15 protein-coding genes are annotated in these 20,266 nt (G+C 70.3%); 9 read left to right on the forward strand and 6 right to left on the reverse strand.

Annotation, left to right across the window (positions count from 1 at the left end; translation table 11 throughout):
- The first annotated feature begins 487 nt into the window (after window positions 1–487).
- On the forward strand, window positions 488–3,841 hold the full coding sequence (locus tag AB0E94_RS15660; protein WP_360326639.1) for a carboxypeptidase regulatory-like domain-containing protein: 3,354 nt from the start codon (window positions 488–490) through the stop codon (window positions 3,839–3,841).
- Between the two features lie 389 nt (window positions 3,842–4,230).
- Here AB0E94_RS15660 and AB0E94_RS15665 read toward each other — a convergent pair whose 3' ends face one another.
- Window positions 4,231–5,565, reverse strand: coding sequence for a LacI family DNA-binding transcriptional regulator (locus AB0E94_RS15665; protein WP_360326641.1), 1,335 nt, complete (start codon window positions 5,563–5,565; stop codon window positions 4,231–4,233).
- Window positions 5,566–5,672: 107 nt separating this feature from the next.
- On the opposite strand from AB0E94_RS15665, the gene AB0E94_RS15670 reads away from it, so the two are divergent.
- From AB0E94_RS15670 to AB0E94_RS15705, 8 genes are all read left to right on the forward strand, one after another.
- On the forward strand, window positions 5,673–6,713 hold the full coding sequence (locus AB0E94_RS15670; RefSeq protein ID WP_360326642.1) for a LacI family DNA-binding transcriptional regulator: 1,041 nt from the start codon (window positions 5,673–5,675) through the stop codon (window positions 6,711–6,713).
- A 153-nt stretch (window positions 6,714–6,866) separates the two neighbouring features.
- Window positions 6,867–7,793, forward strand: a complete 927-nt coding sequence (locus tag AB0E94_RS15675) for a sugar ABC transporter permease (RefSeq protein ID WP_360326644.1) — start codon at window positions 6,867–6,869, stop codon at window positions 7,791–7,793.
- Entirely contained in the window at window positions 7,786–8,640 is an 855-nt protein-coding gene (locus tag AB0E94_RS15680; RefSeq protein WP_360326646.1) for a carbohydrate ABC transporter permease, read from the forward strand. The genes AB0E94_RS15675 and AB0E94_RS15680 overlap by 8 nt, the downstream gene beginning before the upstream one ends.
- A gap of 23 nt (window positions 8,641–8,663) precedes the next feature.
- Entirely contained in the window at window positions 8,664–9,944 is a 1,281-nt protein-coding gene (locus AB0E94_RS15685) for an extracellular solute-binding protein (RefSeq protein ID WP_360326647.1), read from the forward strand.
- Between the two features lie 58 nt (window positions 9,945–10,002).
- Window positions 10,003–11,070, forward strand: a complete 1,068-nt coding sequence (locus tag AB0E94_RS15690) for a Gfo/Idh/MocA family oxidoreductase (RefSeq protein ID WP_360326649.1) — start codon at window positions 10,003–10,005, stop codon at window positions 11,068–11,070.
- Window positions 11,067–11,960, forward strand: coding sequence for a PmoA family protein (locus AB0E94_RS15695; RefSeq protein ID WP_360326651.1), 894 nt, complete (start codon window positions 11,067–11,069; stop codon window positions 11,958–11,960). Before AB0E94_RS15690 ends, AB0E94_RS15695 begins: the two co-directional genes overlap by 4 nt.
- Window positions 11,957–12,742 carry a cupin domain-containing protein gene (locus AB0E94_RS15700; RefSeq protein ID WP_360326653.1) on the forward strand — a complete coding sequence of 262 codons (786 nt, stop codon included), beginning with the start codon at window positions 11,957–11,959 and terminating at the stop codon, window positions 12,740–12,742. The genes AB0E94_RS15695 and AB0E94_RS15700 overlap by 4 nt, the downstream gene beginning before the upstream one ends.
- Window positions 12,739–14,100 (forward strand): Gfo/Idh/MocA family oxidoreductase, encoded by a 1,362-nt coding sequence (locus AB0E94_RS15705; RefSeq protein ID WP_360326655.1) that lies wholly within the window; start codon window positions 12,739–12,741, stop codon window positions 14,098–14,100. The genes AB0E94_RS15700 and AB0E94_RS15705 overlap by 4 nt, the downstream gene beginning before the upstream one ends.
- Window positions 14,101–14,534: 434 nt before the next feature.
- On the opposite strand, the gene AB0E94_RS15710 is transcribed toward AB0E94_RS15705, so the two are convergent.
- From AB0E94_RS15710 to AB0E94_RS15730, 5 genes are all read right to left on the reverse strand, one after another.
- On the reverse strand, window positions 14,535–15,521 hold the full coding sequence (locus AB0E94_RS15710) for an LLM class F420-dependent oxidoreductase (RefSeq protein ID WP_360326657.1): 987 nt from the start codon (window positions 15,519–15,521) through the stop codon (window positions 14,535–14,537).
- The gene (locus AB0E94_RS15715; protein WP_360326658.1) at window positions 15,475–16,530 is read right to left on the reverse strand and encodes a sucrase ferredoxin; all 1,056 of its coding nucleotides are present in this window, start codon (window positions 16,528–16,530) and stop codon (window positions 15,475–15,477) included. The genes AB0E94_RS15710 and AB0E94_RS15715 overlap by 47 nt, the downstream gene beginning before the upstream one ends.
- Before the next feature lie 13 nt (window positions 16,531–16,543).
- A complete protein-coding gene (locus AB0E94_RS15720) occupies window positions 16,544–17,809 on the reverse strand; it encodes a cation:proton antiporter (RefSeq protein ID WP_360326660.1) in 1,266 nt (421 codons plus the stop codon).
- On the reverse strand, window positions 17,770–18,351 hold the full coding sequence (locus tag AB0E94_RS15725) for a DUF6218 family protein (protein WP_360326662.1): 582 nt from the start codon (window positions 18,349–18,351) through the stop codon (window positions 17,770–17,772). Before AB0E94_RS15725 ends, AB0E94_RS15720 begins: the two co-directional genes overlap by 40 nt.
- A gap of 129 nt (window positions 18,352–18,480) precedes the next feature.
- On the reverse strand, window positions 18,481–20,181 hold the full coding sequence (locus AB0E94_RS15730; RefSeq protein ID WP_360326663.1) for an AfsR/SARP family transcriptional regulator: 1,701 nt from the start codon (window positions 20,179–20,181) through the stop codon (window positions 18,481–18,483).
- Window positions 20,182–20,266: the final 85 nt, after the last annotated feature.

Consider the following 20,266-nt stretch of genomic DNA (forward strand, 5'->3'; position numbering starts at 1 on the left):
ACACCGAAATCCTCGAAACCACCGCAATCGCCGCATAAGATCAACACACACGGATCGCGCTGGCTGCCTCTTACACCACGCCAGCGGACGTGACCTGGCATCGGTTGAGTTGATGGCATGCGTTGACTTGACGGCGCGCGTTGAGTTGACAGGATGTGTTGACTTGACGGTGCTGGTTGAGGCTGTGGTGGCGGTTGGGGCTGTGGTGACGGCCAGGCCGGCGAGCAGCGCTGAAGTGACGCCGAGCCGGGCGAGACGGGGTATCTGCACGGCTTCATGGTGAGTTCCTGGCCGGCCGATGCTGCCCCGTTTCCGGCAGACGCCACCCTCTTGACGGCCGGGGCGTCGCCCGGAAAACTCCGGAATACGGTTTCCAGGCCGCCGGACCCCTCCGCGCGCCTGCTGTGAGTGCTGCCCACCGCACCGTCGACCCGCATCCGCCCTGCCACCGGGGCTGAACCGGGCTTCAACCCATGGAGAGATGTCGATGCATCCGAACGCTCCCTCCCGACTGAGACGTTTCACCGCTGTAGCCGTAGCCGCCATCCTGACCACCACACCGATGGCCGCGCCGGCGCGAGCCGAACCCACCGGCGCCACCTACTACGTCGACGCGGTAGCCGGAGACGACACTGACACCGGCCTGACCAGCGCCAACGCCTGGCGCACCCTGGACCAGGTGAATCGCACCGCGTTCCAGCCGGGCGACCGGATCCTGCTGCGCGCCGGACAACGCTGGACCGGCCAGCTCTGGCCGAAAGGCGACGGCACCGGTGAGGCGCCCATCGTCGTCGACCGCTGGGGTGACGGCGACAAGCCCGGAATCGACGCCGGCGGAACGACAGACGATGCGGTCCGGCTGTTCAACCAGGAGCACTGGACGATCCGCAACCTGGACGTCACCAACGCCGCCCCATCCACCGGCACTCCCGGTGAGAACCTCGCCGACCTGCGCGGAATCCACATCAGCGGCGACAACGGCCGGACCCTGGACGGCTTCCTGATCGACGCGGTCGACGTGCACGACGTGACCGGCGAGGTCCGCTGGATCAGTGGCGCCTACGAGCAGACCGAGCCCGGCATCTACAAGGGCAACGGCTGGGACCGTTCGAAACGGACCGGCGGCGTCGTCCTGGACACCACGGTTGCGGACATCACCGCGCCGGGCGCCACCCCGACCGTGCTCAACGACGTGACGGTGCAGAACTCGACGATCGTGAACACCTCGTTCGCCGGGATCGTCGTCAAGCAGTACAGCGGCGACGCCCCGGGTGCTGCGGCCACCGGCTGGGGCAGCCGGGACAACGCGACCGATCCGAAGTTCGTCCCGCACACCGGCGTGGTCCTGCGGGGCAACTACATCAGGCAGGACGGTACGCCGTACGGCTGCAACGGCATTTATCTGACGGGTGTCCGCGGCGCTCTGGTGGAGCGGAACGTCGTCCACCGCACCGGCACGTCCGGGATCGAGACCTACTTCGCCGACGACGTGACCGTGCAGTTCAACGAGGTGTACGAGACGACGGTGAAAGCGGGCGGCGCCGACTCGAACGGCATCGACGCGGACAAGGGCACCACCCGGCAGGTGTTGCAGTACAACTTCGTGCACCACAACGGCGACGGGTTCCTGATCTGCCAGTTCAGCTTCGGTGACGTGGTGATCCGCGGCAATGTGGTGGCGTCGAACAGCCGCCATCAGGTCTACCTGCACTCGGACCGGGCCGCACGGGCGGAGGTCTACCACAACACGATCTACAGCGATCGCAGTGCGACGCTCGTCTACGGCTACGGGAGCTCGCTGAACGCCACGTACACGCTTCGCAACAACGTGCTGTTCTCGACGCGGGCCGGTGCGGCGCTCACCACGAGCCCGACGATCCGCTACGAGAGCAACCTCTACGGCGGCGCCGAACTGGCCGTCCCGGACAGCGACACCCGCCCCGTCATCGGCGCTCCGATCTTCGTGAATCCGCAGGTCACCGGACCTTTCGGCACGCCCGCGACGGGACCGCAGCTGGCCACGGCGCACGGGTTCGCGGTCACCTCGGCCTCCCCGGCGATCGACGGTGGTGTGGTGATCGAAGCGAACGGCGGACTGGACTACGCGGGCGCCGCCCTCTACAACGGCGACCCGGACATCGGCGCTTTCGAATACCGGACACCCGCCGGCGCCTCGGCTGAAACGGTCGCCGGCTACGTGCGTACCCCCGCGGGTCTTCCCGTCGCCGACGCTGCGGTGACCGCCGCCGGGCGGTCCGCGACCACTTCGGCCGGCGGCTGGTTCGCGATTCCGGACGTGCCCTTCGGGCCCGTCACGCTCACCGCGTCGCGCAACGGTTACGAGAGCGTCGAGCAAACGGTTTCCGTGACAGATCAAAATCGGGCGACGGTACGGGTGGAGCTGGCATCCACGAGCACGGTCGGGGTGATCACCGGTCGGGTCCTCGACCAGTACGCACAGCCGGTAGCCGAAGCCGAGGTGACCGTTCGTGACGGCTCCCAGACGATCGCCGGCGGGACGAGCGGCGCCGACGGGGTGTTCTCGGTCGGCGGCGTGCCGGTGGGGGAGGGCTTCACGGTGACCGCGTCGGCGCCCGCGCTCGTCCCGGCGTCGCGTGCCGGTCTGACCGTCGGGCCGGACGCCACCACCGACGCGGGCGCCCTGCTGCTGGCCGCGGACGTGCCCGACCATGTGGACGTGCAGGACTTCGCCGGCCTGCCGGACGGTCCGCTCGCCACCGGCACCAACGGGCTCACGGTCAGCGGCACGGTCGAGGTGACCGGCGGCGCCGCGCGGCTCACCCGGACCGTCAACAGCGGGACCACCCGGGTTCTGCGCACCTTCGATCCGCCGCTGAAAGGCCTGGTCACGGTGGAGTCGCGGGTGATGATCGACCAGCCGTACGTCTCCGGCAACCACTGGTGGGGCGTGCCCTACGTGACCGGCAGCGACGGGGTGAACGCGATCAGCGTGGCGTTCACCAAGAACACCGTGGTCGCCTACAACGGCGCGAGCACGGTGACCGTGGGCCGCTACGAGCTGGGCCGATGGCACCGGCTGCGCTGCGTGATCGACACCGTGAACCAGCGCTTCGACCTCTACCTCGACGGCGTGCAGGTGCTGAGCCGGGCCACCTTCCGGGTGCCCGTCGACGGAGTGGCGCGGCTCGACTGGTTCGCCAACAGCAGCAACTACGGCGTCGTGCACCTCGACGACCTGCGCGTGTCGCAGGGCGTGGGCCTGACACCTGACGATACGGCCCTGCGTCACCTGTCCACCGGTCACGGGCTGCCCCAGCCGGTGACCGGGAGTGGCTACCTGCTGGAGGTCGCGGCCACGGTCGGCTCGGTCGACGTGACCGCGGTGGCCCGGAGCCGGTTCGCGCGGTCGGTGGCGATCGGTGACTCGACGACGGACGGTGACCGGGCTGTCGCCACCGTGACGTTGGGTGATACGGGGTCCACGGTTCCGGTGACGGTGACCGCGGAGGACGGAACGCGTACGGCGTACTCCCTGGAGATCCGCAAGCCCTCACTCGCCGCCGACGCCTCGCTTTCCGCACTGACCGCCAGCGTCGCGGATCTTGATCCGGCGTTCACGCCGGACCTCCTCGATTACGCCGTCGAAGTGCCGTCGAGGACCACGAAGCTGCAGGTGACAGCGGTGCCGGCGAACCCGCGCTCGGCCGTGTCGGTGGGCGGAAACCCCAGCCCGGCGACGATCCGGGTGCCGTTCGGAACCACCGCCGTCCCGATCGTCGTGACCTCCGCGGACGGCACGGCCACCAGCACCTACACGATCACGGTGACCCGGCCCCGCTGCCGGCTCCCGCTCCCCTGAACCCCCGGCAGACCGCCAGCCGTCGCTCACCGCGGTAATCCGGGCGGCTTTCCGTCGCTGAGCGACGGCTGAGGTCGTCCAATGCCACTTAGCTTAAGTTGATCAAGGCTGTGACCTGCAGGTTCTCGGCGAGTGCCGTCGGCGTCCGGCGCGGCCACAAATTCATGCCGCAGCCGCATGCGTGCAGGTCAAGCCCCCTGGAACCCGAAGTGCGCCCGCGCAAGATCAACTTAAGCTAAGTGGCATTGGAGGTCGTCGGCCGTCGCTGGGCGCGGTATTCCGGGCGGCTTTCCGTCGCTGGGCGACGGCTGAGGCCGCCGGCCGTCGCTCACGGTGGTTATGGGGGTGGGATTCCAGGGGTGAGCGACGGCTCGCGGGCTGCCGGCGGGTCAGCGGGGTGGGGTGCTGTCTCGGAGGACCACCTCGACCGGGACCTCGACGATGGCCGGGTCGCCGGCCAGGGCCAGCTCCACGGCACGGCGGCCCAGGTCGCGCAACGGCACCCGGACCGAGGTCAGCATCGGGGTGACGTCGCGGGCCGCGTCGATGTCGTCGAAGCCGGCGACCGCCACGTCCCGGCCCGGCTGCAGCCCCGCCTCGCGGATCGCGGTCATCGCGCCGATCGCCATCACATCGTTCACCGCGAAGATCGCCTCAACGCCGCCCGGGCCGGATCGGCCGGCGGATCGGCCGCTGAAGCCGATGTCGGTGTCGGTGCCGATGTCGGATCGGTCGCTGGAGCTGACGTCCGCGCGATGACCGTCGCTGGAACTGTCGGCCGTGCTGGAGAGGGCGCTCCCGCTGAGCCGGTCGCCGCCGGAGAAGCTGCCGGGGACGCCCGGGATACCGGAGATGCCGGGGATATCGCGGATACCGGAGACGACGGGGATGTCGCGGATACCGGAGACGCCGGGGATGTCGTGGATGCCGGAGACACCGGGGGTGTCGCGGATACCGGGGATGCCGGGGATGTTGGGGATGTCGCGGAGCAGGGCGGCCGCCGCCCGGTGGCCGCCGTCCCGGTTGAGGTCGGTGGCGATCACGTGGCGGTCCTCGACGGTGATTCCGGCCTGGCGCAGCCCGTCGACGAAACCGCGCCGCCGATCATGCGACATCCGGATCCGGTCACCGCCGTGCAGCACCGCGAACCGCCGGTACCCGAGCCCTGCCAGCGCCTGCGCCAGCCGGAACGCGCCGCCGTGGTGATCGACGGTCAGGGTCGGGAAGTCGAGCTCGTTGCGGCTCAGCAGGGCCACCCGGCCGCCGGCCCGGCGATACTGGTCGAGTTCCTCGGCCAGGGCCGCGTAGACACCGTCGTCGTCGACCCGGCTGCCGGCGATCAGGATCACCTGCGGACGGCGGCCGCGCAGGGTCCGTACGATATGAAGGCCCATGTCCGGAGATCGGTCGGTGACCGCCGCGGTCAGGGTGAGGCCCGCCGCGTAGGCGCCTTCGGCGACACCGTCCGCGATGGACGCGAAGTAGGGGTCGTCGACCGCGCCGACGACCAGCGCGACGGTGGTGCTGGACCCGCGGGCGATGGCCTGCGCGGAGACGTGCGGGGTGTATCCGAGGCGGGCGGCCGCCTCACGGACCCGGGCCAGGTTCTCCGCGCGCACACTGCGGTCGCTGCCGTTGAGCGCCCGGGACGCCGTCGCGTAGGAGACGCCGGCCTCGCGCGCCACATCGTGCAGCGTCACGGTGGTCCGGTTCTGGTCAGTCACAGCCGTGATTCTGGCACGACGGGATACGGTTTCCGTCGGCCGAGCTATCCTTTCGGCGCCGTATACAAAGCCGCACCGAGCCGTGACAACTGGAGAGGACGCCCGGATTGCCGCACCGTGCCAGGGATACCGTCACCCTCCGCGATGTCGCCGCGGAGGCGGGTGTGTCGCTGGCGACCGCGTCCCGGGCTCTCGGCGGGGGCCGGTCGGTCGCTCCGGAGAACGCGCGGAAGGTGATCGAGGCGGCGACCCGGCTGCGTTACACGGTGGACGCGGCGGCCCGGGCAATGAACCGGGGCAGTGACGCGATCGCCCTGATCGCCGACGATCTGGCCACGCCCGCGGTGGCTGCCGTGGTGGCCGCGATGGAGCGCCAGGCCCGTACCGTCGACGCGTTCGTGACCGTGTCGTCGACCCGGGGCCTGCCCGAGTTGCAGGCCGCGACGATCCGTAACCTGTCCGGGTTCCGGCCGCGGGCGGTGGTGCTGACCAGCACCCGGATCAGCCAGGATCCGGCGGAGACCCGGGTTCTCGACGAGTTGCTGGCGTTCGAGCGGGGCGGCGGCCGGGTGATCCTCTACGGCAGTGGCAGTGTGCACCTGCCGTTCGACGCGATCGCCGTCGACGACCGCGGTTCGGCCCGGCTGATGGGCGAGCACCTGGCCCGGACCGGGCACCGGCGGGCGATCATTCTGGCCGGGACCCGGGAGCGGGCGTACGCGGCCGCGCGCACCTCGGGTTACGTCGAGGGCCTGCTGGCGGCCGGCGCCGATGTGCAGGACATCCGGATCGTGAACTGCGAGGTCAGCCGGCAGGGCGGGTTCGACGCGACGGCCCAGTTGATCCGGGAGGGCCTGGGCGGCACGGACGTGCTGGTGGCGATCAACGACACGGTGGCGATCGGGGTGCTGTCGGCGTGCCGGGCGGCCGGGATCGACGTGCCGGGGCAGGTGTCGGTGACCGGGTTCGACGACGTGCCGCTGGCCCGTGACCTGACGCCGCGGCTGACCACGATCGAGTTGCCGTTCACCGACATCGGGATCCGGGCGATCGAGATGGCGATGCGGGAGCGCCCGGTGGGCGGGCCGCCGGCGCGCGAGACGATCCGCGGCACGCTGATCGTGCGGGAGAGCACCCGCCGGGCCTGAGGCGCCTCGATGGACACGGTCGGTGACCGAGCCTCGGGGTAAGCGCTTTCCCCGATATAAATTCATCGACGCGAAACACTTGACCGCCCCGTCGTAACGTCGCAGACTCCGGAATACGGTTTCCATCGATGATGAGCGACGAGAGGGGGTCGGGTGAGCGCCATCGGCGAACTCCAACGGCTCAACACCTCCACCGGCGGCCCGCCGCGTAAGCGGGACACCAAGGCCGCCCTGCTGTTCCTCCTGCCCTGGTTCGCCGGGATTCTGCTGATCACCGCCGGCCCGGTGGCGGCGTCGTTCGTTCTGGGTTTCACCGACTACAACCTGATCCAGCCGCCGGAGTTCAACGGGCTGGAGAACATCGAGCGGATGTTCACCGATGAGCGGCTGCACCACTCACTCGGGGTCACCTTCACGTACGTCTTCGTCTCGGTGCCGCTCCAGCTCGCCGCCGCGCTCGGCCTGGCGATGCTGCTCGACCGGGGGATGCGTGGCCTGGCGTTCTACCGGTCGGCGTTCTACCTGCCGTCGCTGCTCGGCTCCAGCGTCGCGATCGCGGTGCTGTGGCGGCAGATCTTCGGCGCCGAGGGCCTGATCAACCAGATGCTCGGCTTCTTCGGCATCGAGGGCACCGGCTGGATCTCCGACCCGGACACCGCGCTGTCCACGCTGATCGTGCTGAACGTGTGGACCTTCGGCGCCCCGATGGTGATCTTCCTGGCCGGGCTGCGGCAGATCCCGGTGATGTACTACGAGGCCGCGCAGATCGACGGGGCGGGCCGGTGGACCCAGTTCCGGCGGATCACCGTGCCGCTGCTGTCGCCGATCATCTTCTTCAACCTGGTGTTGCAGATCATCCACGCGTTCCAGTCGTTCACCCAGGCGTTCGTGGTGTCCGGCGGCACCGGCGGCCCGTCCGACTCGACCATGTTCTACACGCTCTACCTCTACCAGCGCGGATTCCACAGCTTCGACATGGGTTACGCGTCGGCGCTGGCCTGGCTGCTCCTGCTGATCATCGCCGCATTCACCGCGGTCAACTTCTGGGCCGCCAAGCGATGGGTCTTCTACGATGACTGACCCGCGCGCGCTGAGCAGAAAGACGTTGACCAGAAGCGCGGCGAAGCACACCGGCCTGATCCTGCTCACCCTGGTGATGCTCTATCCGGTGATCTGGATGGTGGTCAGCTCGCTGCGGCCCAACGAGGAGATCTTCCGCTCCCCGGGCGTCATCCCGGACAGCCTCCGCTTCGAGAACTACAGCGAGGGCTGGACCGCGCTGGCCTCCCCGTTCGGCCACTACCTGATCAACTCGGCGATCGTCGTGATCGGCTGCATCATCGGCAACCTGGTCTCCTGCTCGATGGCCGCCTACGCCTTCGCCCGCCTGGAGTTCACCGGCAAGAAGCTGTGGTTCGCGATCATGCTCGGCACCATCATGCTGCCGATCCACGTGATCATCGTCCCGCAGTACGTGATGTTCTCGCAGTTCGGCTGGGTCAACACGTTCCTGCCGCTGATCGTGCCGAAGCTGCTCGCCACCGACGCGTTCTTCGTCTTCCTGATGGTCCAGTTCATCCGTGGCCTGCCACGCGAGCTGGACGAGGCGGCCCGCATCGACGGCGCCGGCCACCCCCGCATCTTCCTGCAGGTGATCCTGCCGCTGATGCTGCCGGCCCTGGCCACCACCACGATCTTCACGTTCATCTGGACGTGGAACGACTTCTTCAGCCAGCTCATCTACCTCACCGACCCGGAGATGTACACCGTCCCGGTCGCCCTGCGCTCCTATGTCGACGCCACGGTCTCGACGTCGTGGGGATCGATGTTCGCCATGAGCGTCGTGTCGCTGCTGCCGATCTTCCTCGCGTTCCTGGTCGGTCAGCGCTTCCTGATCAAGGGCATTGCGACCACCGGCATCAAATGAACTCCACTCCCGGAGGAAATATCATGAAAAAAGTCCTGGTAGGAGCATTGGCCGCACTACTGCTCGCCGGCTGCGGCGGCAGTGGCGGCGGCAAGGCCGACGGTGACCTGACCGCCGACAAGATCGAGCTGCGCTTCACCTGGTGGGGCTCGGACGCCCGCCACCAGCGCACCCAGCAGGTCATCGACCTGTGGCAGAAGGCCCACCCGAACATCACCATCAAGGGCGAGTTCAAGGAGTGGAACGGCTACTGGGACAGCCTGGCCACGACGGTCGCCGCCAACGACGCGCCGGACGTCATCCAGATGGACGAGCTGTACCTCGCGTCCTACGCCGAGCGTGGCGCCCTGCTCGACCTCGGCACCGCCGGCAAGAACCTGAGCAGCACCGACTTCGACGCCAAGGCGCTGGCCACCGGCGCCATCGACGGCAAGCAGTACGGCCTGCCGACCGGCGTCACCACATACTCCCTGGTCGCCAACACCGACCTGCTCGCCAAGTACAACATCACCCTGCCCGACGACGCGACCTGGACCTGGGACGACCTCAAGACCGTCGGCGACCAGATCTCCAAGGCCAGCGGCGGTGAGGTCACCGGCCTCCAGTCGTGGGGCTTCGACATCGGCGGCGTGAACATCTGGGCCCGCCAGGCCGGCGCCTCGCTCTACGCCCCGGACGGCAAGGTCGCCATCCCGGCCGACATCCTCGCCAAGTACTGGCAGTACCTGCTCGACATCGCCAAGCAGGGCGTCGCCCCGCCCGCGTCGGTCAGCGTCGAGCGTGCCGGGGCCGGCCTCGACCAGTCCGGCACGGCCACCAACAAGTCGGCCATCGGCACCTGGTGGAACAGCCAGCTCACCTCCCTGGCCAAGGCGTCAGGGCAAAACCTCAAACTTCTCAAGATCCCCGGCGAGGGTACGGCCACCGGCGCCTACTACAAGCCGTCGATGTTCTGGTCGATCTCGTCGCGGTCCAAGCACCCGGCCGAGGCCGCCGCGTTCGTGAACTTCCTCGGCAACAGCCAGGAGGCCGCCGACATCCTGCTCACCGACCGTGGCATCCCGGCCAACACCAAGATCCGTACCGCGCTCACCGGCAAGCTCGAAGGCACCGACAAGGCGGCCGCCGAGTTCCTCGACTCGGTCAAGGTCGGCGAGGCCCCGCGGGTGACCCCGAACGGCGCCAGTGACGTGGAGGCCATCCTCAAGCGCCACACCGAGTCGGTCCTCTTCGAACGTGAGACCCCGCAGCAGGCCGCCGAAGCCTTCATCAAGGAACTTCAGGCCGGCATCGACGCCGCCTGACCATGCATGATCCACGCCCGCGCCGCTCCGGCGGCGCGGGCCGGCCCATGAGGGAGCCATGTCTCAACCTCGCTATCGTGCGGCCATCGTCGGCGCCGGAGCCATCGCCGCCGCGCACGCCCAGGCCCTCCAGCACCACTCCGACCGGGTCGCCCTCACGGCGGTCATCGACGTCAACGCCGACCTGGCCCGGCACTTCGCCGCCAAGTGGAACATCCCGCAGGTGCACACCGACCTGGACGCCCTGGACCGGGTCGACCTCGTCCACCTGTGCACCCCGCCGGCCACGCACACCCCGCTCGCCCTGAAATGCCTCGAAGCCGGCGCGCACGTGCTGGTGGAGAAACCGCCGACGCTGTCGCTGGCCGAGCTCGACCTCCTGGCCGAGGCCTCCCGGCGGACCGGCGCGCACGTCGCCACCGTCTTTCAGCACCGGTTCGGCACCGGCGCCCACCGGCTGCGCGAGATGATCGCATCCGGTCAGCTCGGCCGGCCGCTGCTGGCCACCTGCGAGACCCAGTGGTACCGCGACGACGACTACTACCGGGTCCCGTGGCGCGGCAAGTGGGAGACCGAGGGCGGCGGCCCGACCATGGGACACGGCATCCACCAGTTCGACCTGCTGCTGTCCATCCTCGGCCGGTGGGAGCAGGTCACCGCGGTCACCGCGACCCGGGCCCGCGACGTGGAGACCGAGGACGTGTCGATGGCCCTGGTCACGTTCGCCGACGGCACGCTCGCCTCGGTGGTCAACTCGGTGGTCTCGCCCCGGCAGACGTCCGCGCTGCGGTTCGACTTCGAGAACGCCACGGTCGACCTCACCCACCTGTACGGCTACCGCGACGCCGACTGGACGATCACCCCGGTGCCCGGTCACGAGGACCTGACCGCCAGCTGGAACCGGACCCGATCGGAAACGGTCAGCGGGCACATCGACCAGCTCGCCGCGGTCCTCGACGCCCTGGACGCCGGTCTCGCGCCGCCGGTGTCGCTGCCGGACACCCGGACCACCATGGAGTTCATCGCCGCCCTCTACGCCTCGGCGGCCACCGGCCAGCCGGTCCGCAGCGGCGAGATCGGCCCCGGACACCCCTTCGCGGCCACGATGAACGGAGCCGTCCGATGACCATCGAGGTCGACCACCGGCTGGGCGGTTCGGTCACCGTCTCCTACCGGCAGACACCCCTCTTCTCGTACGTGTACCGGCCGGACACCCCGCAGCTGGAGTCGCCGAAGCCGTACCTGCATCCGATCCGCACCCTGGCCGGCGACCTGGTGTCGCTGTACCGCCCGCACGATCACGTCTGGCACAAGGGCATCGCCTGGTCGCTGCCGTACGTCGGCGAGCACAACTTCTGGGGCGGCCCGACCTACGTGCACGGCCAGTTCTACGTGCAGAAACCCAACAACGGCAGCGCCCTGCACCGCAGTCTCGACACGCTCACCGACGGCACGCTCGCCCACACGCTCGACTGGGTCTCCGAGCAGGGCGCGCCCGTGATCACCGAGCAGCGGGCCCTGACCTGGGCGATCGCCGACGACGTCAGCTGGGTGCTCACCTTCGCCACCACGATGACCAACGTGTCCGGGGCGACGCTCGCGTTCGGGTCGCCCACCACGAAGGGCCGGGAGAACGCCGGGTACGGCGGGCTGTTCTGGCGTGGGCCGCGCTCGTTCACCAACGGGATCCTCCAGTCGCCGGGCGGGACCGGGGGCGACGAACTGCGCGGCACGCGAGGACCGTGGTTCGCGTTCCGCGGGCGGCACGACGGAGTGGACCGGTCGTCGACTGTCGTGGTCGTGGACGACCCGGCCAACCCGCATCATCCGCCGCAGTGGTTCGCCCGTACCGAAGAATTCGCCTGCCTCAACCCGGCGCCCTTCTTCAGCGCGGAACTGGACCTGGCGGCGGGGGACTCCGTCGCGTTCCGCTACGCGGTCGTGATCGCTGACGGTGACCACGGGGATGCCGGCACCGAGAAACTCGCCGCGCTCGGCGCGGAGGCCCTGACATGACGACCTTTCCCGGCGGTACGTCGGTGAGCCGGCTGGCCGTCTACGGCGAAGGGGGCACGCCGCACCTGCACACGGTGTCGACCGAGGCGTACGTGGTGACCGGCGGCACCGGCACGCTGCTGACGCTCGACACGAACGGCCTGCACGAGACGCCGCTCGCGGCCGGATCGACGGTCTGGTTCACGCCGGGCACCATCCACCGCGCGATCAACCACGGCGACCTGCAAGTTCTCGTGATCATGTCGAACGCCGGGCTGCCCGAGGCGGGCGACGCGGTGATGACGTTCCCGGCCGAGATCGTCGCCGACCCGGCCCGCTACCGCGCGGCGGCCCACCTCGACGGAGACCCCGGCCTCGCCGTCCGGCACCGGCGCGACCTGGCCCTCGAAGGCTTCCAGCAGCTCGTCGACGCGGCCGAGGCCGGCGACCCGGAACCCCTCGCCGAGTTCTACACGGCGGCGGCCGCCCTGGTCCGGCCGTCCGTCGCGGGCTGGCGTGAGCTCTGGAGCACCACCGTGGAGTCGGCCACCCGGCAGACCGCTGAAATCCTCGACGCGCTCGGCGAGGGCGACGGACGGCATCTCTCGGCTTCGGCCGTCCTCAGCTCGCCGCCCTCCGATCCGCCTCGATGGGGGATGTGCGGGCAACTCGGCGCCCACGACATCCACCACCCGAACGTCGTCTCCCCAGCCTCCTTTCTCCCTGCTCCCGCCGCCTCTCTCCCAGCTCCCGCCGCTTTTCTCCCTGCTCCCGGCGCCACCGACTCGGAAGGAAACCGATGACCCGCCGATACGCAGTTGTCGGGCTCGGCCACCGGGCGCAGCTCTACATCGACGCTCTGTTGGGCGAGTGGAGCGACACCGGGGAGATCGTCGCGTTCTGTGACACCAACCGGACCCGGATGGCCTACCACAACGACCGGATCGTGGCGTCCGGCCGCGAACCTGTGCCGGTCTTCCACCCCGACCGCTACGCCGAGGTCCTGGCCGCTGCCGACGCCGTGGTGATCACCACGGTCGACGCCCGGCACGCAGAATATGTGTGCGCGGCCCTCGATGCCGGTGTGGACGTGATCGTCGAGAAGCCGCTGACCGTCGACGCCGAGGGCTGCCGCCGGATCGCCGCCGCGGCCGAACGCAGCCCCGCCCGCCTGATCGTCACGTTCAACTACCGATACTCACCCCGCAACAGCGCGGTACGGCGACTGCTCGCCGACGGGCGCATCGGCAAGGTCACGTCGGTGCACTTCGAGTGGCTGCTCGACACCATCCACGGCGCCGACTACTTCCGCCGCTGGCACCGCGAGAAGGCCAACTCGGGCGGCCTGCTCGTGCACAAGTCCACCCACCACTTCGACCTGGTCAACTGGTGGCTCGGCAGCCATCCGGAGTCCGTCTTCGCCCACGCCGGCCTGCGCTTCTACGGCCCCACCGGGGCGGCGGTGGCAGGCCGGCGGTCTGACGGCCCGTCCGTGTCTGCCGGCCCGTCCGTGTCTGCCGGCCCGTCCGTGTCTGCCGGCCCGGCCGGCTCGGACGGGTTGCCGCGGCCGGCACGGGCGCACGGCGCGCCCGGTCTGGGCACCGATCCCTTCCTGCTCGACATGACGGCCGACCCGCGGCTCAAGGCGCTCTACCTCGACGCCGAGCACGAGGACGGGTACATCCGGGACCGGGACGTGTTCAGCGCCGGGATCGACATCGACGACACCATGTCGGTGCTGGTCAGCTACGCCGACCGGACGGCGATGACCTACTCGCTCACCGCGTACTCGCCGTGGGAGGGATACCGGGTCGCCTTCAACGGAACCCGGGGCCGCATCGAACTCGAGGTCTGCGAGCGCGCGTGGACACCGGCGCACGGTGCGATCGACCCGAGCGCCCTCGAGGAGACCGGGGGATTCGAGCGGCTGACCGTACAGGAACACTGGCAGAAGGCCGAGGAGGTGCCGATCGTCAACGGCGCCGGCGGCCACGGTGGCGGTGACAGACTGCTGCTCGACGACATCTTCCGCGGCCCCGGCGATGATCCACTGGCCCGGCAGGCCGGCTACCGCGACGGCATCCGGAGCGTGCTGACCGGCGTCGCGGCAGACCGATCCGCACGGACCGGCCTGCCGGTGCTGCTGTCCGACTTGACTTAACGCCCCACCCCCGACGCGTCGACCGGAAGCCCGCGCGGTCGGGGCCTTCCGGCTCGGTCCCACCCGAGACCGCGAGCCGTCGCTCACCACGGGAATGCGTGCGGTTTTACCGTGGTGGGCGACGGCCGGGACCGCGAGCCGTCGCTCAGCACGGGAATGCGTGCGGTTTTGCCGTGGTGGGCGACGGCTGGGACTGCGAGCCGTCGCTCAGCGCGGGAATGGGTGCGGTTTTACCGTGGTGGGCGACGGCTGGGGCTGCGAGCCGTCGTTCAGCGCGGGAATGGGTGCGGTTTTACCGTGGTGGGCGACGGCTGGGACTGCGAGCCCCGCGTGGACACCTGCGGCTCGATTCGAACCGCGGGTCACCACGCGAATCGGTGCTGTCGACCGCGCGGGTGACCGGACGCGGAACGTCTTTGCCGCGGGTGTCGGCCCTACTTGACCAGCGGTTTCAGGGCTGAGCCGACCGCGGCGACGACGCCGGGACGGTGGCCGTTGCGGATCAGGTTGATGGTGACGCCGCCGATGCCGGCGCCGAGCACCCGCTCCTGGATCTGATCGGCCACCTGCTCCGGTGTGCCGATGAAGGCCCGGTTGCGACGGTCCTCCGGGATCGTCTCGCCGATCTCCTTGGCCTCCTGCTCGGTCTCGCCGACCCCGCCCATCACCAGGTAGCTGGTGGCCAGCGTGGCCGGGTCTCGGCCGATCTCCTCGCACCGCTCGCGCAGCACCGAGACCTTCCGGGCCAGGTCGTCGACGTCGCAGATGATGTTCATGTGGTCGGCGAAGCGGGCCGCCAGCCGGAACGTCTTCTGCTCGCCCTGGCCGCCCAGCATGACCGGGATGTGCGGCCGCAGCCGTGGATTGTTCATCGCCGACCGGGCCGTGTACCACTTGCCGTCCAGCGAGGCCGGCTCACCCTTCAGCATCGGCGTGATGATCTGCAGCGCCTCTTCGAGGCGTTCGAACCGCTGCCCGAAGGTGCCGAACTCGAAACCGTACGCGTCGTGCTCCAGCTCGAACCAGCCGGCTCCGATGCCGAGGACCGCTCGGCCCTTGGAGACCACGTCCAGCGTGGTCACGGTTTTGGCCAGAAGAGCAGGATTGCGGTACGTGTTACCGGTGACCAGCGTCGACAGCTGAATCGTGGAGGTGGCCGACGCCAGCGCCCCGAGGGTCGTGTAGGCCTCCAGCATCGCGTTCTCCGCGGGGCCGATGCCTGGCAGTTGGTACAGGTGGTCCATCACCAGCACGGTGTCGAAACCGTTGGCCTCCGCCTCGCGGGCCTGCGCGACGACCGTGTCGAACAGGCTCTCGACGCCGATGCCCGGGTAGGTGAAATTCGGGATCTGGTACCCCAGCTTGATGACCGGGTCATGGCCCGATCGATCCAGTCGCTGGTTTTCGTTCAAGGACACCATGGCTGAACCGTACCTCCGTCCCGGCGGTGCAGGCGGGCTCCGGCAGTTCCGCCCCCGATCCGTGGCGACCGTCACCGAACCGTGGACCGGCCTCGCCACAGGGCGCGGCAATCGAGAGGCCGGGCGCGGCAGTCGGGAGGCCGGGCGCGGCAGTCGGGAGGCTGCGCGGCGTGGTGATCGAGAGGCAGCCGGGGGCGGTCATTGCGAGCACGTCGTAGCGCTGACCTGCGCGATCACGGGGCCGCACGGTGACCTGATAGGTCCCGGCCGGGGTCGCCACCGACACCTCCCGGTGGCCGTCGTCGTCCGGCGGCCCGGCCTCCGCGACCCGTAGCGCGTCCATCCCGTCCAGGCCGGTGGCCTGCCGTACCGCCCATTCCGCTGCCTGGGCCTGAGGTGACAGCCCGGCCCGGCCTCGATAGCGGGACAGCACGATCCGGCCCCGGTCGGCTGCCGCGATCAGGGCGGCGGCCTCGGCCGGGGCCATGCCCCGGTAGAAGACACCGGACGGCAGGCACACCAGGTTGGCGGCGAAGCGGCATCCGCCGACGTGGGTGGTCTCCCAGGCGCGTGGCCCGGCGGCGGCCGCGACCGCCCGGGCGACCGATCGGCCCGGCCCGCCGCAGACCGGGCTGCGCCGGCTGTTGGTGCACACCAGGTACATCGGCTCGGCGACCGGTGTGGCCAGCCCGGACGGCCGCCCGGCGGCGAGCGCCTCGGCGACGGCGGCGAACCGGCCGGTGAGACGGTCGACCGGAAGTTGTTCCAGCAGTTGCCGGCCGCCGGCCGGCGACGACACGAAGCAGCGCTCCTGCCCTGGCCGGGGCACGTGCCGGTGCTGCCGGATGAGGTTGATCCGGAAGCCCAGGGCGTCGGCGGCCGCCCGGACGTCGGCGGGCAGCGCCGGTGTGTCGGCGCCGGCCGAGAAGCCCCACGGTCCTGGGTGCTCGATCAGCAGCCAGCCCCGGATCGCCGGCACGTCGGCCCGCTGCGGTTGCGGCGATGTCATCACGGCCGCCCGCTCAGTGCTGCGCCACGGCACGGGGCCGTGTGGCGGTGGCCGCGGAGACCGCGTCCGAGCGGGACAGCAGGCGCAGCAGTGGCGCGGCCATCGCTGTGGTCACCAGGGCCATGATCACCAGTACGGTGAACAGCCTGGTGTCGATGACGCCCAGTTGCAACCCGACGGTCAGGATGACGATCTCGGTGAGTCCGCGGGTGTTCATCAGCACGCCGATGGTCAGGGCGACCGGCCAGCGTTCCCGCATCGACCGGGCGGCGATCGTGGCGCCGCCCAGCTTGCCGGCGATCGCGGTGACGGTGACCAGCCCGACCACGCCGGCGGACTGCCAGGAGCCGAGCTGGTCGATGCGGGTCGACATGCCGACGACCACGAAGAACATCGGCAGCACGAACGCGTCGACGACACCGGACAGGCGCACCCGGACCTGGTCCTGCCACTCGGGCCGGCGTGGCATCACCAGGCCGGCGAGGAAGGCGCCGAAGATCGCGTGGATCCCGATGGTCTCGGTGGCCCAGGCGCTCAGGAACGCCACCACGAGCGTGACCCAGAACGGCAGGTGGGCCGGCCGGGCCAGCAGTGGACGGACCACCTTGACCATGAACAGCACGAACACGAGCGTGCCGGCGATGTGCCAGGTGACCTCGGCCGGGCTGCCGGCGCCCGCGGCGGCCACCACGACGGCGAGCAGGCACCAGGCGATCACGTCGTCGATCGCCGCGCAGGCGATCGCCATCGCGCCGACCCGGGTGTGGTAGAGCCCGGTCTCCTGCAGGATCCGGACCAGCACCGGGAACGCTGTGATGGCGACGGCGGCGCCGAGGAACAGGCAGAATGCGGTCCGTCCGGGTCCGGCGCCGAACTGTGGGTGGAGCAGCACGCCCAGTCCCGCGCCGAGGCCGAACGGGATCGCCACCGACACCAGGCTGATCGCCGCCGATCGGCGGCCCTGCCCGCGCAGCAGCCGGCCGTCCAGTTCCATGCCGACCAGCAGCATGAACAGGACCAGGCCGAACTGGGCGAGTACCTGGAAGCCGGCGATGACGCCGGACGGGAACAGCAGCGTGCGGGCATGCGGCCAGAGCAGTCCCAGGACGCTGGGCCCGAGCAGGATCCCGGCGACGATCTCGCCGATCACCCGTGGCTGGCCGAGCCGGGCGACCAGCCAGCCGACCAGGCGTACCACCACGATGACGAGTCCGGCGGCCAGCAGCACCTGCGCTGTGATCATGAGAGCCGCGCCGGTACGGGCTTCGGGGCCAGCCACTGCGACACCGGTGACGGGCCGGGTTTCGGCGCCGCGGCCCAGGCGCGGGTGGCCCAGCCGATGAGCTCGCAGGTGGCCAGGAGTTCGGTCACCACCGGGCAGCGGCCGGGCCTGGCGGTTTCCGGCCGGTCCGGGGTCTGTCCGGTGCGGCGCCGGACTCCGGCGACGAGGTCGTCGACGTCCAGTGACGCGGTGGCCGGCCGGTGCCGGCCGGCACGCTCGGCGAGACGGTCCAGCAGGGCCCACCCGGCGTCGGCGCGCCGGTGCGCCGCCCGTCCGTAGGTGGCGGCGAGCAGGAGCCGCCCGGCCACGTCCGTGTCGTTCTCGGCTCGTTCCTCGGGGAAGAGCCAGCCCGCTTTCGGCTCGCCGGACAGATCGGTCCACCACACCGCGACCGACGGGGCGCCGTTCTCGTCCGGGCCGGTGGCGCAGACCACCAGACGATCACCGGAACCAGCCGGCAGCAGTGCCGACAGGCCTGTGCAATCCACTGTCGCCGATCCGGCCCGGGTGGGCCCGGAAAGGCGTGGGTGAATGGACATCTCGCCTCCACAATGTGGTCCGGGGAGTGCACTGAATCATCGTGGAAATCGTGCTCCACAGTGTCCTCGGATGGTCCTCGGCGAGTCCTCGGCCCCCATTTCCGGGGGTGTTTTCGGAAGGCGTATTCGTTACACCAGCTGGAGTGAATAGGCGTGCACCAACTCATTCATGCGGTATCGGCCCGGCCCGGTGGCCAGGAGCATGTGGGAGTCGACCAGGTCCTCCAGCAGGCGGGTGGCGTGGTGTACCGGGAGCCCGGCCAGCGTGGCCACCCGTTCGGCGTCGACGTCGTGTGCGCCGATCCGGCTGAGCAGCCGGAACAGTCGCTGATGTTCGGGGTCGAGGCGGTTGAAGGACATGTCGAACGCTTCGGCCAGCCCGGCGCTGTCCATGCTGAGCTCGGCCAGCCGGGACCGGCCGTCGGCCAGCCGGGACGCCAGGTAGGACACGCTCCAGGCGGTACGGTGGCGCAGTCGTACCGCGGCGCTGCGGATGGCCAGCGGCAGTCGCCCGCAGTGTCGCAGGATCTCGTCCACGGCGGCCGATTCGGCCTGTGGCCGGTTGTCGCCGACGACCCGGCCGAACAGGTCCCGGCCTGCGGCGATGCTGAATTCCGGCAGTGACAGCTGATAGGTCGAGTGCAGGCTGGACAGCCGGCGGCGACTGGTCACGACGGTGAGGCAGCCGGGCGCGTGCGGCAGCAGCGGCGCGATGTGCGCCGCGGCGGCGGCGTCGTCCAGGATGATCAGGACCCGCTTGCCGGCCAGCCGGTGGTGCCAGGCGGCGCGGCGGCCCTCCAGGTCCGCGGGGATCGATCCGGCCGGCTGGCCGGCGGCACGCAGCAGCACGGCCAGCGCGGCCGGGACGTCGAGGCGGGGTCCGGCCAGGCCGTGGGTGCGCAGGTCGACGTAGAGCTGCCCGTCCGGGTAGACGGGCGCCAGCTGCCGGCCCAGGTGCAGGGCGAACGCGGTCTTGCCGACTCCGGCCATGCCGTCGACCGCGACCACCGGCGGTGTGGCGCCCGGTCCGCCGGGGTGCCCGCGCAGCGCCCGCAGGACCAGGTCCTGTTCGGTGTCGCGGCCGGTCAGTGGCGCGGTGTCGCCGGGCAGGTTGTGCCAGGGCAGTTCGTCGGTCGTGGTGGTGGCGACGGTGTCCGCCCGGGTGCCGGTGATGATGCGCAGGTGCAGGGCGCGTAGCTCGGGTTCCGGGTCCACGCCGAGTTCGTCGCGCAGCCGGCGCCGGGTGTCGTCGAAGACCTTGAGCGCCTGGGCACGGGATCCGGAGTGGCACAGGGCGGTCATGAGCTGGGCCACGAACCGTTCCCGGAACGGGTGCTCGGCGACGGCGGCGGTCAGTTCGCCGATCAGCGAGGCGTGCATGCCGAGTTCCAGTTCCAGGTCGACGCGCTGTTCGAGGGCGGCCAGCCGCAACTCCTCGATGCTGGCCAGTTGTGCGCGCAGCACCGGGCTGGTCAGGCCGGCCAGGGCCCGGCCGCGCCACAGGGCGAGCGCGGACCGTAGCGCCTCGGCCTTGGCCGCCGGGTCGCTCTTGAAGGCCGCGAGTTCCGCGCGGCGGGTGAACTCGTCCAGGTCGAGGGCTGATCCGGCGCGGTCGAGGCGGTATCCGTCGCCGCCGGGCTGGATGGACACTCCGGTGTGGGCCAGCGCGTGGCGGAGGTCGGAGACGGCGTTGCGGATCTGTTTGGTCGCGGTCGGCGGGGCCTGTCCGTCCCATACCGCGTCGATCAGGCGGGGCAGCGCCACCGGTTTGCCGCCGGCGAGCAACAGGATCGCCAGCACGGTCTGCTGTTTCGCGCCCCTGATCGGCACGGTGGCGCCGTGTGCCTGGCATTTGAGTGGTCCGAGGAGATGAAAACTGATTCTCGACATCGGTTTCCCCCGTAGTTTCGAATGG

This window comes from Actinoplanes sp. NPDC026670, assembly GCF_040638175.1.
Taxonomy (GTDB): domain Bacteria; phylum Actinomycetota; class Actinomycetes; order Mycobacteriales; family Micromonosporaceae; genus Actinoplanes.